18 protein-coding genes are annotated in these 16981 nt (G+C 40.2%); 7 read left to right on the forward strand and 11 right to left on the reverse strand.

The window, feature by feature from the left end:
- Positions 1–262: 262 nt before the first annotated feature.
- Positions 263–829 carry a D-glycero-beta-D-manno-heptose 1,7-bisphosphate 7-phosphatase gene (gmhB, locus tag AC4IFO_RS15855; protein ID WP_490735777.1) on the reverse strand — a complete coding sequence of 189 codons (567 nt, stop codon included), beginning with the start codon at positions 827–829 and terminating at the stop codon, positions 263–265.
- A 170-nt stretch (positions 830–999) separates the two neighbouring features.
- Here gmhB and metN point away from each other — a divergent pair, with 170 nt between their 5' ends.
- The 6 genes from metN to proS all read left to right on the forward strand — a co-directional run bounded on the left by metN (position 1000) and on the right by proS (position 6634).
- Entirely contained in the window at positions 1000–2031 is a 1032-nt protein-coding gene (gene metN, locus AC4IFO_RS15860) for a methionine ABC transporter ATP-binding protein MetN (RefSeq protein ID WP_219244362.1), read from the forward strand.
- Positions 2024–2677, forward strand: coding sequence for a methionine ABC transporter permease MetI (metI, locus tag AC4IFO_RS15865; protein ID WP_206083774.1), 654 nt, complete (start codon positions 2024–2026; stop codon positions 2675–2677). Before metN ends, metI begins: the two co-directional genes overlap by 8 nt.
- A 60-nt stretch (positions 2678–2737) precedes the next feature.
- Entirely contained in the window at positions 2738–3559 is an 822-nt protein-coding gene (locus tag AC4IFO_RS15870) for a MetQ/NlpA family lipoprotein (protein WP_219244363.1), read from the forward strand.
- A 125-nt stretch (positions 3560–3684) separates the two neighbouring features.
- Positions 3685–4089: an Rcs stress response system protein RcsF gene (gene rcsF, locus AC4IFO_RS15875; protein ID WP_490735780.1), complete on the forward strand. Its 405-nt coding sequence runs from the start codon at positions 3685–3687 to the stop codon at positions 4087–4089.
- 7 nt (positions 4090–4096) lie between these two features.
- Positions 4097–4816, forward strand: a complete 720-nt coding sequence (gene tsaA, locus AC4IFO_RS15880) for a tRNA (N6-threonylcarbamoyladenosine(37)-N6)-methyltransferase TrmO (RefSeq protein ID WP_490735782.1) — start codon at positions 4097–4099, stop codon at positions 4814–4816.
- A 99-nt stretch (positions 4817–4915) separates the two neighbouring features.
- Positions 4916–6634 carry a proline--tRNA ligase gene (gene proS, locus AC4IFO_RS15885; RefSeq protein ID WP_490735784.1) on the forward strand — a complete coding sequence of 573 codons (1719 nt, stop codon included), beginning with the start codon at positions 4916–4918 and terminating at the stop codon, positions 6632–6634.
- A gap of 63 nt (positions 6635–6697) precedes the next feature.
- On the opposite strand, the gene chbG is transcribed toward proS, so the two are convergent.
- The 7 genes from chbG to nlpE all read right to left on the reverse strand — a co-directional run bounded on the left by chbG (position 6698) and on the right by nlpE (position 13048).
- Entirely contained in the window at positions 6698–7453 is a 756-nt protein-coding gene (chbG, locus tag AC4IFO_RS15890) for a chitin disaccharide deacetylase (RefSeq protein ID WP_490735786.1), read from the reverse strand.
- Between the two features lie 35 nt (positions 7454–7488).
- The gene (locus tag AC4IFO_RS15895) at positions 7489–8841 is read right to left on the reverse strand and encodes a 6-phospho-beta-glucosidase (protein ID WP_490735788.1); all 1353 of its coding nucleotides are present in this window, start codon (positions 8839–8841) and stop codon (positions 7489–7491) included.
- A 121-nt stretch (positions 8842–8962) separates the two neighbouring features.
- Positions 8963–9829 carry a transcriptional regulator ChbR gene (gene chbR, locus AC4IFO_RS15900; RefSeq protein WP_490735790.1) on the reverse strand — a complete coding sequence of 289 codons (867 nt, stop codon included), beginning with the start codon at positions 9827–9829 and terminating at the stop codon, positions 8963–8965.
- A 9-nt stretch (positions 9830–9838) separates the two neighbouring features.
- Positions 9839–10183 (reverse strand): PTS N,N'-diacetylchitobiose transporter subunit IIA, encoded by a 345-nt coding sequence (chbA, locus tag AC4IFO_RS15905; RefSeq protein WP_490735792.1) that lies wholly within the window; start codon positions 10181–10183, stop codon positions 9839–9841.
- A 44-nt stretch (positions 10184–10227) separates the two neighbouring features.
- Positions 10228–11589, reverse strand: a complete 1362-nt coding sequence (chbC, locus tag AC4IFO_RS15910) for a PTS N,N'-diacetylchitobiose transporter subunit IIC (RefSeq protein ID WP_219244371.1) — start codon at positions 11587–11589, stop codon at positions 10228–10230.
- 108 nt (positions 11590–11697) lie between these two features.
- Complete coding sequence (locus AC4IFO_RS15915; protein WP_206083764.1) at positions 11698–12018, reverse strand: PTS sugar transporter subunit IIB; 321 nt, start codon at positions 12016–12018, stop codon at positions 11698–11700.
- Positions 12019–12391: 373 nt separating this feature from the next.
- The gene (gene nlpE / locus AC4IFO_RS15920; RefSeq protein ID WP_490735794.1) at positions 12392–13048 is read right to left on the reverse strand and encodes an envelope stress response activation lipoprotein NlpE; all 657 of its coding nucleotides are present in this window, start codon (positions 13046–13048) and stop codon (positions 12392–12394) included.
- 273 nt (positions 13049–13321) lie between these two features.
- Between nlpE and rof the strand changes: the two genes are divergently transcribed.
- Positions 13322–13585 carry a Rho-binding antiterminator gene (gene rof, locus AC4IFO_RS15925; protein WP_490735796.1) on the forward strand — a complete coding sequence of 88 codons (264 nt, stop codon included), beginning with the start codon at positions 13322–13324 and terminating at the stop codon, positions 13583–13585.
- A 62-nt stretch (positions 13586–13647) separates the two neighbouring features.
- On the opposite strand, the gene tilS is transcribed toward rof, so the two are convergent.
- The 3 genes from tilS to accA all read right to left on the reverse strand — a co-directional run bounded on the left by tilS (position 13648) and on the right by accA (position 16972).
- Positions 13648–15000 (reverse strand): tRNA lysidine(34) synthetase TilS, encoded by a 1353-nt coding sequence (tilS, locus tag AC4IFO_RS15930; RefSeq protein ID WP_490735798.1) that lies wholly within the window; start codon positions 14998–15000, stop codon positions 13648–13650.
- Between the two features lie 17 nt (positions 15001–15017).
- A complete protein-coding gene (locus AC4IFO_RS15935) occupies positions 15018–15902 on the reverse strand; it encodes a DMT family transporter (protein ID WP_490735800.1) in 885 nt (294 codons plus the stop codon).
- Positions 15903–16012: 110 nt separating this feature from the next.
- The gene (gene accA, locus AC4IFO_RS15940) at positions 16013–16972 is read right to left on the reverse strand and encodes an acetyl-CoA carboxylase carboxyl transferase subunit alpha (RefSeq protein ID WP_219244375.1); all 960 of its coding nucleotides are present in this window, start codon (positions 16970–16972) and stop codon (positions 16013–16015) included.
- Positions 16973–16981: the final 9 nt, after the last annotated feature.

A 16981-nucleotide genomic window follows, 5' to 3' on the forward strand; every position in this document is an offset into this window, starting at 1 on the left:
TTAAAGAGCGTTGCAGCATTTCGTATTGAAATTTGACCTTCTGGGTCGTTGCTGCGAGGTGACGTATAATACGTTTTCCTCATGGAGAGTCAAGCGATTTTTTGCTTTTTCTTTTCAGAATCTCTCGCTGCCGTTTCAGTGTTCATCGCGCTTTGCGTTGTCTTGTTCCCGGTCAGTGGATGCGCATTATAGGGAGTCAGAAAAATCTGGCAAGTGTTTTTTAAAACTTTTTTTCCGACTGCTCGCTTATCACTCAAAATGGCTATTTTTTAATTCTTTTTAGCGTTTCTGGCAGGTCTGCAATGCTATTAACCACAAAGTCAGCACTATTCATTGCTTCTTCTGTCACAGGTTCGCCACTTTTAACCAGCACTGTTGTTCCGACATTTGCGGCTTTACCCGCTAAAATATCAGCAAGTTTATCGCCTACCATTATAGAAGCAGCCATATCTATATTTAAGAAAGACTGTGCATCTAATAACATACCCGGTTTTGGTTTACGGCAATTGCAGTCTTGGCGATATTCTTCTACATCAGACTCTGCGTGATGTGGGCAGAAGTAAATACCGTCTAGGTCAACACCACGATCCGCAAGTGACCAGTCCATCCATTCAGTTAACTGCATAAATTGGTCTTCGGTATAAATGCCACGACCAATACCTGATTGGTTTGTGACAACCACTAATGCATAACCCATCTTCTTTAATTCCAACATGGCTTCAATAGCGCCTTCAATAAATTCAAAGTCATCTATTTTATGTACGTAGCCATGGTCGATATTAATTGTTCCGTCTCTGTCTAAAAAGACTGCTGGTATCCCGTTACTCACCTGTTTACTCCTCAAACTGAATATCTTTTTAGTATCTCACGAAAAGAAATGAAATGAGAATAGAATAAATCGCACAATCCTTGTTGACTTAGACGTCTAGACGCCTTAACATCCAACCATATTAGATACACTATCTAAAGAACAATTCAGATAAAAGTTAGAAAACATAAATGATAAAGCTCTCAAATATAAATAAAGTTTTCCAGCAAGGAAGCCGTAGCATTCAAGCATTGACTGATATTAGCTTGCATGTGCCTGCTGGTCAGATATATGGCGTTATTGGTGCTTCAGGTGCAGGTAAAAGCACCTTAATTCGTTGCGTAAACATGCTAGAGCGCCCAACATCAGGCCAAGTTGTTGTTGATGGACAAGATTTAACCTCAATGACAGAAAAAGCGTTGACGAGAGCACGTCGCGGTATTGGCATGATTTTCCAACATTTTAACTTATTATCTTCGCGTACTGTGTTTGATAACGTGGCACTGCCACTGGAACTGGACAATACGCCTAAAGAAAAAATTAAAGAACGCGTTGATGAGCTACTAGATTTAGTCGGCTTAAGCGAAAAGAAAGATGCTTATCCTGCTAATTTATCAGGCGGACAAAAACAACGTGTTGCAATCGCACGTGCTTTAGCTAATTCGCCAAAAGTTTTACTGTGTGATGAAGCGACGAGTGCATTAGACCCTGCGACCACACGCTCAATTTTAGAGTTATTAAAAGATATTAACCGCCGTTTAGGGTTGACCATCTTATTAATCACTCACGAAATGGATGTCGTAAAACGTATTTGTGACCAAGTCGCAGTAATTAGTGGCGGTCAATTAATCGAGCAAGATAAAGTGAGCGAAGTGTTCTCTCACCCGAAAACACCAGTTGCGCAGGCTTTTATTCAGTCAACATTAGTTATTGATATTCCAGATGACTATAAAGAGCGCATGAGCACTGAAGCAGGTAAAGATTTATCGCCATTAGTGAAATTAGAATTTACAGGCCAATCCGTTGATGCGCCGCTAATTTCGATGGCTGTACGTAAGTTTGATATTGATATTAATATTTTAAGCTCTCAGATTGATTACGCAGGCGGCGTGAAATTTGGTGTGATGCTAGCGGAGCTGCATGGCATTAATGGTGGTGTTGAGTCCACAATTGAATTTTTGAAAGAGCACCACGTGAAAGTAGAGGTTTTGGGTTATGTCTGAGAGAATGATTTATTTGCTGATTAACGGCACCATCGACACTATCACAATGACCTTTGTTTCTGGCTTTTTGGGCTTTGTTTTAGGCTTACCACTAGGTGTTTTACTTTATATTACGCGTAAAGACCAAGTGATGGAAAATGTCGGTTTATATCGTGCGCTTGCCGTTATAATTAATATTTTCCGTTCAGTACCATTTATTATTTTACTCGTTTGGATTATTCCATTAACGTCATTTTTAGTGGGTACAACCATTGGTTTAAAAGCTGCAATCGTACCGTTAACCATTGGTGCAGCACCATTTATTGCACGTATGGTCGAAAATGCGCTATTAGAAATTCCAAGTGGTTTAATTGAATCAGCACGAGCAATGGGGGCAACTCCGCTTCAGATCATCCGTAAAATTTTGATCCCTGAAGCAATGCCTAGCCTGATTAACGCAGCAACCATTACTTTAATTATGTTAGTTGGATATTCCGCAATGGGCGGTGCAGTCGGCGCCGGTGGTTTAGGTCAAATCGCACTGCAATATGGTTACCAAACCTATAACCCTGTTGTGATGAATACCGTTATTGTTCTTCTTGTCATTTTAGTAAACGCAATCCAGTTTGGTGGCGAATACTTAATGAAAAAAGTTTCACATCGATAGTCAGTAAAATAGCGGCGCCGTTAGGGTGCTTATAAAGTCCGAATGAAAGGGGTACTACCAATGTCTATTAAGTTAAAATCTATCGCTGTTGTCGGCGCGCTATTAGGCACACTCGTTTTAGCGGGTTGTGGCGAAAAAGAAAAAGATGCTAACAGCATTAAAGTTGGTGTGATCATGGGCAAAGAGTTAGAAGTTGCTGAAGTCGCACAGAAAGTTGCTAAAGAAAAATACGGTTTAGATGTTGAGCTGGTTTCATTTAATGATTTCGTATTACCAAACGAAGCATTAAGCAAAGGTGATATCGATTTAAACGCCTTCCAACACAAGCCATACCTTGACCAACAAATTAAAGATCGTAACTATAAGTTAGTACCAGTGGGCAATACTTTTATTTACCCAATTGCTGCTTACTCTAAAAAAATCAAATCTGTTGACGAATTAGCTGACGGTTCACAAATCGCATTACCAAATGACCCAACCAACTTAGGTCGTTCTTTACTGCTGCTACAACAACAAAATTTAATTAAGTTAAAAGATGGCACAGGTTTAATGCCAACCGTTCTGGATGTTGTTGAGAATCCAAAAAATCTGAAATTTGTTGAATTAGAAGCGCCACAATTACCACGTGCTCTTGATGACCAAAAAATTGCTTTAGCTATCATCAACACCACTTGGGCAAGCAGCGCAACACCTAAACTGACGCCAGCAAAAGACGGTTTATTTGTTGAAGATAAAGATTCTCCATATGTAAATATTATTGTTGCTCGTGAAGATAATAAAGATAGCGAAAATGTGAAGAAATTTATCCAAGCTTATCAATCAGATGAAGTTGCTAACAAAGCTAACGAAGTCTTCGATGGTGGTGCAGTTAAAGGCTGGTAATCTTTTTTATTATTAAAAAAACGATTAAAATACTAGGTGGCTCTATGCCACCTAGTATTTTTTGCAATTTATAGACTATAAAAATAACGATATTTTATTGAATCATATAAGAAAGGTAATAACTTATGAGACTGTTATTGCTCACCTTAGCGGCGTTGACGTTAGCTGGGTGTGGGATTAACCAATACACGAGTCCAGGGGCAAACAAAGGTTTCACCAGTATGAAATTGTCTAAACCTGTGCCAAGTGTGACTGAAGAACCTGAAACAGCAAATGTTAAATTAATGAATAGCCCAGAAGAACTCTTGGGAATGCCTTTCAAAGATTTAGGTATTGTTTCTGGTGAGTCATGCAGAGAAAGCGTTCAAAGCCCTCCTGCAAATCTAAATACAGCGAAAAACAGTATGTTATCTCAAGCTGCTTTTATTGCTGCTGATGCCGTCCTTTTACACCAGTGCCAGACAATGACCTCTCCAGGTTGTTATCAAGCAACGATTTGTGAAGGTAGCGCATTAAAAATTGTTGAATAACCGCCATATGCAATCTTTTCAATTTGAGACTATTGGGTATATCGAATCGCCATATAAAGAAAAGTTTGCCATCCCGCGCCAACCTGGGCTTGTTCCAGGTGGTGCAGGACGCCTACATCTCCACTCCCCTTTTAATGATGCTAATACTGTTCGTGGCTTAACGCAATTTAGCCATATCTGGGTAATTTTTGTTTTTCATCAAACGATGAAAGGTGGCTGGAAACCTTTAGTTCGTCCACCTCGGCTTGGCGGTAATGACAAAATGGGTGTATTTGCAACACGCTCAACATTTAGACCAAATCCAATTGGTATGTCCCTTGTTGAATTAAGAGGGGTTTCTATAAAAAATAACCAAGCTATACTCGAGCTTGGTAGCCTGGATTTGGTTGATGGCACACCTGTGATTGATATAAAACCTTATTTGCCTTTTGCTGAAGCAATACCAAAGGCCACCGCGGGATATGCTCAAGATGCGCCTTCAGATAATATGCAGGTTATATTCACGCCAGCCGTTGAAAATCAATTAGTGTCTTATCAACATCAATACCCTGCGCTAAAGCAATTTATTGAACAAGTTTTAATGCAAGACCCTCGTCCAGCGTATAAAAAACAATCGACTGAAATTCGTGACTATGCAGTTCATTTATTAGATTTTAATATTCGTTGGCGAGTGATTAATGGTGTGACTGAAGTATTCGCTATCGAACCTTACGAAAAAACGTGTTAACCCCTTTTGGCGAATCTCAGTCGCTGGTAGACTAGCTCTCTATATACTTTGGTAAGCAAGCGGCTTGCCATAATTTGTTGTTCTAATGGAACCTATACAATGCGTACTAGCAAATATCTGCTCTCAACTCTAAAAGAGACCCCTGCGGATGCAGAAGTTATCAGCCACCAGCTGATGCTGCGTGCAGGAATGATCCGTAAACTTGCTTCTGGTCTGTATGACTGGTTACCCACAGGCGTGCGTGTTCTGCGTAAAGTCGAAAACATCGTCCGTGAGGAAATGGAAAATGCAGGCGCTATCGAGGTATCTTTACCCGTCGTTCAGCCCGCAGATTTATGGCAAGAAAGTGGACGTTGGGAACAGTATGGCCCTGAATTGCTGCGTTTTGTTGACCGTGGTGAGCGCCCATTTGTTCTTGGCCCAACCCATGAAGAAGTGATCACTGATTTAGTGCGTAACGAAATCACCTCTTATAAACAACTGCCATTGAATTTATTCCAAATTCAAACCAAGTTCCGTGATGAAGTTCGCCCGCGTTTTGGCGTCATGCGTTCACGCGAATTTATTATGAAAGATGCTTACTCTTTCCATATTAGCCAAGAATCATTGCAAGAAACCTATGATGCAATGTACGAAGCGTATAGCAAAATTTTCACACGTATTGGCTTTGATTTCCGTGCAGTTCAAGCGGATACCGGCTCAATTGGTGGTAGTGCATCTCACGAATTCCAAGTACTAGCACAAAATGGTGAAGACGACGTTATTTTCTCCACTGAGTCTGACTATGCGGCGAATATCGAGTTTGCAGAAGCGTTAGCGCCAACCACACCACGTGGAGCGCCAACCGAAGAACTGCGTTTAGTGGATACACCAAACGCAAAAACAATCGCTGAATTGGTAGAGCAATTTAACTTACCTGTTGAAAAAACAGTTAAGACACTTATCGTTCATGCTGAAAAAGATTCAGGCCATACATTAGTGGCATTATTGATCCGTGGCGATCATGAATTAAATGAAGTTAAAGCGGAAAAACATCCTTTAGTCGCTAGCCCACTAGAGTTTGCAACAGAAGCTGAAATTAGAAATGCTGTGAATGCAGGCCCAGGTTCATTAGGCCCTATCAATATGCCATTACCAATTGTTATCGACCGTAGCGTTGCTGTGATGAGTGACTTCGGCGCGGGTGCAAATATTGATGGAAAACACTACTTTGGCATCAACTGGGAGCGCGACTTAGCCTTACCTGAGACTTATGACCTGCGCAATGTGGTCGAAGGTGACCCAAGCCCAGATGGTAAAGGCGTGCTGCAAATTAAACGCGGTATCGAAGTTGGTCATATTTTCCAATTAGGCACCAAATATTCAGAAGCCATGAAAGCGTCTGTCCAAAATGAAGAAGGCCACAACCAAATCGTCACCATGGGTTGTTATGGTATTGGTGTGACGCGTATCGTTGCAGCTGCTATTGAGCAAAGCCATGATGATCGTGGAATTATTTGGCCGGATGCGATTGCACCGTTCCAAGTCGCTATTTTACCAATGAATATGCACAAATCTTATCGCGTAAAAGAAGTTGCTGAGAAACTGTATGCTGACTTAAAAGCAAACGGTATTGATGTAATTTTCGATGACCGTAAAGAACGCCCTGGTGTAATGTTTGCTGATATGGAACTGATTGGCGTTCCATACACCATCGTTATTGGTGACCGTAACTTAGATAATAACCAGATTGAATATAAATCACGCCGCAGTGATGATAAAGAATTGGTTGGTTTAGAAAATGTCGTTAGCTTCCTTAAAGGTAAGCTCGGCAAATAAGTTAGGTTAAAAGCCAAAAAATAGAGCCCAAATTCTAGTCATATTGAATTTGGGCTTTTTTCTTTAAATATCTCGGTACGAACCGATTTTAAAACCACGTGCAGCGATTTGTGATTTTAAATTTTCCGATGTTAATACTTCCAATTCATTTAAACGTGGATAAGCGTAGTTGCTTTTTAATAATGCATTATCAATAAAAGCAGGATGGCTCATGACTTCAATAGAGCGATGCCCTTGTGCTTTGGCTTCATCGATAATCTTCAAAAATAACGTTTCTGATATTTTATCGCCATAAAACTCACTACTAAAGCAATCAGTGCTCGCCACTTGGTATGATAATGGCGGCCAATTTTTCTCTAATTGACGATCAACACGCATTGCAACACCTTGTTCTTGTGCAAAACCCACGACAATTGGAAAAATACCTTCAATCATATGCACGTGATGATGGCTATCAATATGGCTGGGCTTTTTGCCAAAAATGTCGATAAATTTTTGATATTGTAGATTCAGCTCTTGTTCAATCTCAGACAAAGGTAAATCATGAATATCGATATCCCATAGCCATTTACCTAACATTCCATCTCGAGTGAGCGTTGGCATTGATGAAAAAGGCTTACCTGCCGTTAAAACAAAATGCATTCCCACCGCTAAATTCGGATTTTCATGACTTAATTTAGCCGCATGGGATATGGCAGGCATATTCATCATTGCGCTCGTTGAATTAACAACCCCATTACGATGAGATTCGATAATGCCGTAATTAACCGCTTCGCATAATCCAAAATCATCGGCATTCACAATAAGTAATGAAGCCATTTGTTCTCCCTTAGTGCTATAAATGATTTAACTCATTAACCTTCCAGCTCAAGTTGCTGTATTGCTTTCGCAAAGTTCGGCAGGTGTTTTTTATGGGCGATAAGTAATTCTTTCGAAATTAAACGCGCATCTTTATCTGAATGAATTAATGGGTTTAAATTCATTGCCAGTAATACATCATTAAACTGACCATTTACAGCCGCTTGGCTAGTGGCAATTTCAAAGTTTTTTAAGGTATAAATTAATCCAAGTACTTTGTCATCAAAATGCGTTACTCGTGGATGTGGTTTTGCACCATCGCGTCCCAGTAAGCAAGTCATCTCCACCGTCCAATCTTCGGGAATATTATCAATATGTCCCTGATGTGGGATATTAACGTAATGTTCTGTATTTTTATTGTTATAAATAGCGTTAATGACTTCACAAGCCGCATCTGAATAATAGGCACCGCCACGTAATTCAAGTTCTTTAGGTTTCACATCGAGTGATGGGTCCTTATAAAGCTCGAACAACCGATGTTCAACTTTTTGCACGATTTGAGCTCGAGCACCACCTTTATAATATTCCCCCAGCTCAATAGCTAACATTTCTTTTGGCTTAAAGTAATACAGTAAATAAGAGCAAGGGATTAGATTTAAGCTGCGAATTAACCCTTCTTCAAACGCAAGGTCAGTGATGTTTTTTACTGAGTTAGCACTTAATGTACCTGAAGCAATACCATCTAATAGCTCATCAAAACGAGAGATGCCATTAACTATCACATCCTTGATAAAAACCATGTGGTTTAAACCGAATAAGTCGATGGATAACTCATCTTTGTCTGACAGATTAAGAACATCTGTAATAAACATTTTCATGCCAATCGGAATATTACACACACCAATAAAACGCTTAAAATTAGTATGTCGGTAAACAGCTTCGGTCACCATCCCTGCTGGGTTAGTAAAATTAATCACCCAAGCATTAGGGCAGATTTCTTCCACATCCTTAATAATGTCAAAAATAACAGGAATGGTACGCAAACCTTTAAATAACCCACCAGCACCGTTGGTTTCTTGGCCTAAATAGCCATGTTTTAATGGAATAGACTCATCAATTTCGCGAGCCTTTAACTGGCCAACCCTCAACTGTGTAGTCACAAAATCAGCATCTTTAAGTGCTTCTCTTCTATCCAGTGTTTTCACTATTTTTAATGGGATGTTTGCATGCTTAACCATGCGTTCACATAAATCAAAAATAATATCTAATTTTTCTTTGCCTTCCTCAACATCCACCAACCATAACTCAGTTATCGGAAGTTCATGGTAACGTTTAATAAAACCTTCGAGTAATTCAGGTGTATAGCTACTACCACCACCAATGGTGACAACTTTTAACTTCTGAGTCATATTAACCTCATAGAACCTTATACAATAGACATAGAAAGGCACACCATCTTTATTAAAAAAGATGGTTATGCTTGAATTGTTTAATTAAGAACGTTTTGAAATTCAGTTTACCTAATGCTAATTAACCCACCATTTTTTGCTCAACACTGTATAAATTTTTCCGGTAATCACTTGGTGTTAGTGAAGTTGATTCTTTAAATTTTTTCACAAATAAACTTGGGCTACTGTAACCGGATTCAAATGCAATATCGGTGATCGAATAATTGGTAATTTCTAATTGCTTTTTAGCAAAATTAATTCGGATGTCGTTGATAATTTGCATGGGTGTTTTGCCATAAAAACGTTTTGTCGCTCGCGTTAAATACTCTTGAGATTTTCCCGTCATGGTGATCATATTTTGTAGTGCGCTTTCACTGAACATCGCAATATCATGCATATCTTCAAGTGTGCTCTTAAGCCATTGAGGGGCATCATCCTGTAAACTCTTTTCGCGAAAATGGCGTAAACGGTTGACGACATTAAATGTGACTAGCTCAATAAACTCATTAAACTCGCTGTCTCTAAAATTTAATGAGGCAATAACGGACTCAATATAAGCCATAAATTCATTTTTTAATGGGTAGCTTTGTGATGCAACAAAACAGCTTGGTAATAATGGCAAATAATGTTTATCAAAAAATGATTTACTAATTCCAACATTTAATATCCGTGTTGGACCAAAGTCATAAGCACTTTCGTGATATGAACCAATAGGCAAAAAAACAAAATCCCCACGCTCTAATAATATTTTTTTCCCATTAATAATTTGATAACAGCGACCTGTTAATACAATCGTGTATTCATAATAATCGTGTTGATGCAGTCCACTTGCGCTCTCAACTTTATTATAAATAAAGACATGAAAGGTTTTATTGTTAAACAGTTCGCTTTCTTGAACTAATTTAATTTCAGCATTAGTGTCGGTTCTATTCATCTGTGTCTGCATCATTATCCCCTTTTAATGGTTTAATTTTTCATGTAGCTCAATTAATTCAGTAATCAATTCGCGCGCTAGCATGGCATTCATTAAATGATCTTGAGCATGGACGAGGACTAAACTGACTTTAATTCGCCCCTCCCCCATGTCGCTTTCAATGAGCTGAGTTTGTACTTTATGTGCTTCATTCAAAGAAGAGTGAGATTGCTCCATTAAACTTTTTGCTGTGACGAAGTCACCCTCTTTAGCCTTTCTTAATGCGGTATAAGCTAAGCTTCTCGCCTGACCTGCATTAATAATTAAGCCCATGACAACTTCTTCTAATTCGTTAGTTTCATCTTCTTGAATATCATCGAGTTCAAACATATTTTTATCTCTACTTAGATGGGAGGAGCAAGCTCCTCCGTTTTTTAAAACTTCAGTGCATTGGCAATATCTTCTTCACTTTCTTCTTCGTCTATCGTGTTTTGGGCTTTATTCGAAATCACCACAAATGGCAGATAAACCAGTACAGCAACACCAAGGTTAAATAAAGCAAGTAATAGTGCTGCAATACTTCCGTTAGTGTTGAAGAAAGCCGCCAAGCCTGTCGGCATTGTCCACGGTGCAATATTGGTCACCGGTGGGATAATCCCTAAAGAATACGCTGCTACCATTATTCCCGCCAATAAAGGTTGGATCAGAATAAATGGGATAAACATGACAGGGTTCATGATGATAGGTAATCCAAAAATAATCGGTTCATTAATTTGGAATATACCCGCTGGTAATGCTAGTTTTGCAACTTGGCGGTGATCTGCACGGCGTGAAGCAATAAAGATGGCAATGATTAACCCTAATGTCGCCCCTGTTCCCCCTAGGAAGACATAGGAATCAAGCATCGGTTTTGCCCACATATGGAAAGATTTACCCGCAGCAATCGCCGCATCCACAGAACCATATTGCGCATATAACGAGACGTTTTCCAGTGCCCATGGAGTCATGATCCCGCTATCTAAGGCTGTCAGGGCTAATGAACCGTGAATACCAAAGAACCACAGTAACGATGTAAAGACTACATAAGCCCAGCCAACGACATTCCCCATTGATGCGAGCGGTGTCGACACGGTATCCATAATGATTTGGTGGAAGTTAGTACTGATACCACTCGAAAGCGCCCATGACACAATCCCCATTATCGATAAGATAATAAAACCCGGAATAAGTGCAGAGAATGAACGGGAAACAGAAGGAGGGACGCTATCAGGTAATTTAATTACCCAATTACGACGAACAATGAATGCAAACATTTCGGCAACAACTAACCCTAAAATAATACCCGAAATGATATTTGCGCCGCCTAACCAATTTGCACCAACAGCATAAGCGCCATTAACTTCATAAGGTGTTACTGTCATAAAAGCAGCGACTGCCAGTAACCCTGCGGCTAATGGGTCAACTTTTCGCTCTTCCGCTAATGCCATGGAGATAAAAAAAGGCGCCATGAGGGACATAATACCGAGCGTCCCGTTGTAAACATTTCCCCCAATCGCTTTAAATCCATTTAATGTTTCTATTGTTGATGGTTCTAATCTCACGCCCAATGAGTAAAAGAACGACCCTGCATCAAAGCTTAAAAATACATTATTAATCAGTACAAACATTGCCCCGACTAACGTCAGTGGCATAATTCGAATAAAACCATTCTTTATTGCATTAACATGAGGTTGCTTTCCCAATCTAACTGCGAAGGGCAGAAGTACCTTTTCAAGCGAAGTAATAACAAGACTCATAAAAATACCCTCGATTTTTTGAGTGTGCTCCATTCTGATTAGGCTAATCTGCAATGAATAGCGCCAATGTTGATGGAGTTATTATTGAGTAGAAGTAGCTCTCTAATTTTAATTTGCTGTTTGTTTTTTTATGCTGGCAACGGCTGCTTTTAATACCCCAAGCCCATCAACTTTGCCGTATAACAATGAATCAATCACTTCAACGGGTTTATTTGGCAGTATTTTTTGAATATCCGTTAACATCCAAGCAATTTGTGGGCCGAGTAAAACCAAATCTGCATCAACACCTTTTTCACTTGCTAAACTTTCTGGAAAAGCTTCTATATTGACGGGTACATCGTACTTTTCTGCCTGTTGCCTCATTTTGTTGACTAACAATGAAGTCGACATGCCAGCAGAACAAAATAAATAGATATTTTTCTTCTTCATTCCTTATCCTTTGATTCGTTCTATTTTTTAGTTACCGCTTAGATTTATAAATTTTTTTTACAGGCTGCGGCTTTTTTTAAATCAATAAACTAAAAATTAAAATTATTTCTAGTTGAATGAAGTATACGGACTTCCCTTAGTTTACGATATTTCATTGTTATCATTAATTGTCTCTGATTGACCAACCGCTATGACAGTCTTCACAAAACAAGCAAATATTTTGCGACAACAAAAAAGTTATACTGATATCAAAAAAAAGAGTATGAGAGGCGCAAAGAAATAGAGGAAGTGGTTTTCTGTTGAGATTTTAAGATGTTAAATAAAAAAGCCCAATATTTCTATTGAGCTTTTTAGAGGAAAAATACAGTCTAAATTATTTACAAGACGCCGTTTTATCGAATTTAATCTGCCCTGTTTGAACGAATGCTGAGTCAAATTGACCATCTTCCATTGACGGACGAACGGTATAATAACCTTCAACCTCAACATAAACAGGCGTTCCGCCGTCAACCCCCGTTTCCCCATAGGCTTTTTCTAATTCAATACCCGATGCAGCGTATTGGCGCCCAGTTTCGCACTCAGTAAAGACAGCGGCATCCGCCATATAACGATATTGGCCCACTTTTTTACTCGGTTGAACACGGTTTAACGTATAATTCAGTTCTGTTTCAATCGGGTTACCGTCTAAATCCAGTAAAGTCACGGACTCGCCATTGTCAGCTTTAGCAAAAAAGGTGCTTTCGCCTTTTGGATTTGTTGTACGCAATTTATTGCCTTCAATGCTCCATTTACCCGCTTCATGGAAGCCTGTGTTGCCGTCTTTTGTTCCCAAGTAAATCAATTGTTCGACATAACTGCCATCTTGATCCACTAACAATGTTGCTTCAATGCCTGAGCAATCTGCACAAGGCAATACACCAGTGTAAACTTGATCAACAGGAACTGCACTGGTATTTTTCGCACCACTTTGGCAGCCTGCTAACGTCACCGCGCCAACCGCCATTAAGACTAACAATAGTGATTTTTTCATGAGACTTCCCTTGAAATTATTCGTTTTTAACTCGTTTACCAATATGAAACATCATAGCATCTCAAGTCATAAAAAAATGGAAACAGTAAGATAATTCGGACATAACTGATAAAAAATGCCACGCATTAATTTGATGAATAAGAATTGTCTTTTTCATCCAGTAGCGATTATAGTTATTAAAATTACTGTGCTATTATCGTACTAAGCATTTTTTTGCTTGATACAACATGTTCAAGGCGGCAATAACCGCCACTAACACAGTGGTGAGGGAATATGTCTACAGATACTGAATATCAACCTATCAATTGTGATGATTACGAATATCTAGAAATCGCATGCCAACGTCAGTTGAAGTTGCAAATAAAACTTAATGACGGCGAGAATATTGAAGGGCAGGCCAGTGATTTGCTTCTACGAAAAAAAGTCGAGTACCTGATTGTTGAAACACAAGAGGGCACAAAGGAGCTACGGTTGGATTGCATTAACTCCTTCAGTCATCCAGAAATCGGCACAATCGTTGTCGACCACTCTCACTAATGCTCACGATTTGAGTCCTTCTTACCCCTTATGATGGTCACAGTCATAAGGGGTTTCTTGTTTTAGAAATCGCTCTGAAACCTCGACTCTTGCTGCCAATCTATCGCTATCCCAACTAGTTCATCGCCAATAAAACCTTCTGGTGTGATAAAACACCCCACCGCTGTAATCAATTGATCGTTATAATAAACCAGTGGAATACGTTCTCGCATCCACGGTGCAACCCCTAGTTCCTGCCATATTTTTTTGCTGCTTCTTGAACGATGCCGCCCCACAATATTGAGCGTGCCTTGTAAACCAAAACGCACAGTCACTTTTTCATCAGGCTCTGGGGGGCGAATTTGCCCTTGCCCCTCCATAACCTGTAATCGACCAAGGGATTCAGGCAGTTCAAATGTGGCGGGATATGACCACGTATATTGCTGCCCTGCTAAGTTTTCAATACGAGAAACCACCCACAAGGCGCCTTGGTAACGGCGAACTTCAACCAACCCTAAGCGACAAACAGGCTCGGCATCTTGCCGCGCAAGCGCCACTTCTTGCCAGATGCGCTCTAATTGGTTAAAAGGTGGCATCGGAAGCTGATGTAACCCAATCCAACGGCGGATCAACGCGTTACGCTTTGCGACAGAACAATTTTGCAGTTCATCAATAAACAAACCACCACGGTAATCCATCATCCCTTCAAGGGTTTCCTGCAATAATTCATCCAGTAACGATTCTTGCTCAGCACATAGCGATGCACTGCGCGCAATGGCATTGGAAATATACGGCCAACGTGTCGTTAAACGCGGTAAAATATGCAACCGAAGGAAGTTTCTATCATAGCGGTCATCTTGGTTGCTATCGTCTTCCACCCATGGCAATTGCTGCGCTTGCATGTAAGCTTCTAAATCAACACGAGAGACCGTTAATAATGGGCGCAGCAACTGAGTTTGCCCGCATTTCCCGATAAAAGGCAAGGATTCAGGCATCGATGATAACCCCGCAGGGCCACTTCCACGCTTTAACGCTAATAAAAATGTTTCCGCTTGGTCATCAAGATGTTGAGCGGTTACCAATACTTCGTTGATTTCAAGTTCTTCACGATAAGCTTGATAACGGGCATCCCGTGCTGCTGCCTCAATACCTTTCTCGCTTGGGTCAACAGATACATGGTGGCAGACAAAAGGGATCTGCCATTGTTGGCATAACTGCGCACAATGTTGTTCCCAAGCATCTGCTCTCTTGTTTAAACCATGATGAATATGGATTGCTCGGATAATTAATCGCGAATTATGATTTTTCTTGAGTTGATAAAGCGCATGCAGCAATACTGTCGAATCAATCCCGCCACTAAACCCAACAAGTATTTTTGTATAATCACCGATTTTTTCGCGTACTCGCTCGATGATCATGGATGATTGCTGCACCATACGTTTACCCTTTTTGACTATTGTTGATTGCGACGTTTTGCACCAACACATAAAACACCTGAAATAATAACTAACATGACCCCAATAATATATGCAATTTCAAATGGCTCACTTAAAAGTAACACTAACCACAATACCGATAATACCGGTGATAAAAATACTACTGAGGCAATTTTTGTCGAGTTCCCCGTATTCATCGCTTTAAACCACAGGATATACGACACGCCATTAATGAGTACCCCATTAATCAACGTCGGCCAAAATGCGCCTTGAGATGGTAACTGCATTTCACTCAAAGACAACAGGAGAACCAAGGAAGTTAATGTCGAGAAGATAAATAACCAAACCGTACTAATATACGGATCAATAGAATATTGGCGTGAAAATACTGACATTAAAGCAAAGCAAAATGCTCCGCTAAAGACCAATAATAACGCCGTTGGGTTATCCACGTACAACTGGGTTATTTGCCCTTTCGTGAAGGTGATGATAACAGCAATAAAACCAACCATAACCCCGATAATTTGCCGCCCCGACAATCTGTCCTTCAATAGCACTACCGATAAAAGAATAATAATCAGTGGCCAGCTATATTGGATCACCAAAACAGCAATCCCATTTTCAATGGAATAACCGTAGTACAACAGCAAATAGAAAAGGCAATCCAGAAACCCAAGAACAAAAACTTTGGCTACAATGTCACGCGGCAAAATAAACAATTTAGCAGGCGTATAGCCTGATACTAATGCCACGCTAATAACAGCAATGACCGAAATAAGGTTTGACCAAAATAAAAATTGAAAACTATCCATCCCATCTTGCCCAAAGCGTGAAACGATAGGGATAAAACTCCAAATCAGCACGCAAGAAAAGGCATAAATTAAATAATTATATTGTCGCACTTTAATACCTATTTTTTATTATTTGCGGGTGAATATTAATAACATTCAATAAAAAACGGGAGTTGGCAAAAGCAAACTCCCGTTTTATTTAATCTATGAATCGCTAAAAATTAGCAATAACCGTATTCCATCAAGCGCTGATAACGACGGTTTTTCAATGCTTCTGCATCTAATACTTCCAATTCGTTAAGATCTTCAGTGATACGTGCTTTTAGGTGAGCTGCGATTTCATCATAGTTACGATGCGCACCACCTAAAGGCTCAGAGACCACGTTATCAATCAGTTTTAGCTCTTTCAGGCGCGGCGCTGTAATGCCCATCGCTTCAGCCGCTAATGGGGCTTTGTCTGCACTTTTCCACAAAATGGATGCACAGCCTTCCGGGGAAATAACCGAATAAGTGCTGTATTGCAGCATATTCACTTTATCACCCACACCAATGGCTAACGCGCCACCAGAACCGCCCTCACCAATGACTGTACAAATCACGGGAACAGATAAACGTGACATTTCACGTAGGTTACGCGCGATCGCTTCTGATTGACCACGCTCTTCTGCACCAACACCTGGGTATGCGCCCGGGGTATCGATGAAAGTGATAATAGGCAGATTAAAACGCTCAGCCAGTTCCATCAGGCGCAGTGCCTTACGGTAACCTTCAGGGGCTGGCATACCAAAATTACGACGGATTTTTTCTTTCGTTTCGCGCCCTTTTTGGTGCCCAATAATCATCACAGGGCGACCATCTAAACGCGCCAAGCCACCGACTATGGCTTTGTCATCAGCATAAGCACGATCACCCGCTAATTCTTGGAAGTCCGTGAAAATGCGAGAGATGTAGTCCAATGTATACGGGCGGCGTGGATGACGAGCGAGTTTAGCAATTTGCCAAGCACCCAGATCAGAGAAGATTTTACGTGTCAGTTCAACACTTTTTTCACGTAAACGAGCAACCTCTTCATCGAGGTTGACCTCTAAATTGTTATCTTGACGGCTGACGGCTTTTAAAGAGTCAATTTTTGCCTCTAATTCCGCAATTGGCTGTTCAAAATCAAGAAAATCCAGACTCATAATATTCCT

It is taken from the genome of Providencia sp. UF-224 (assembly GCF_058245955.1).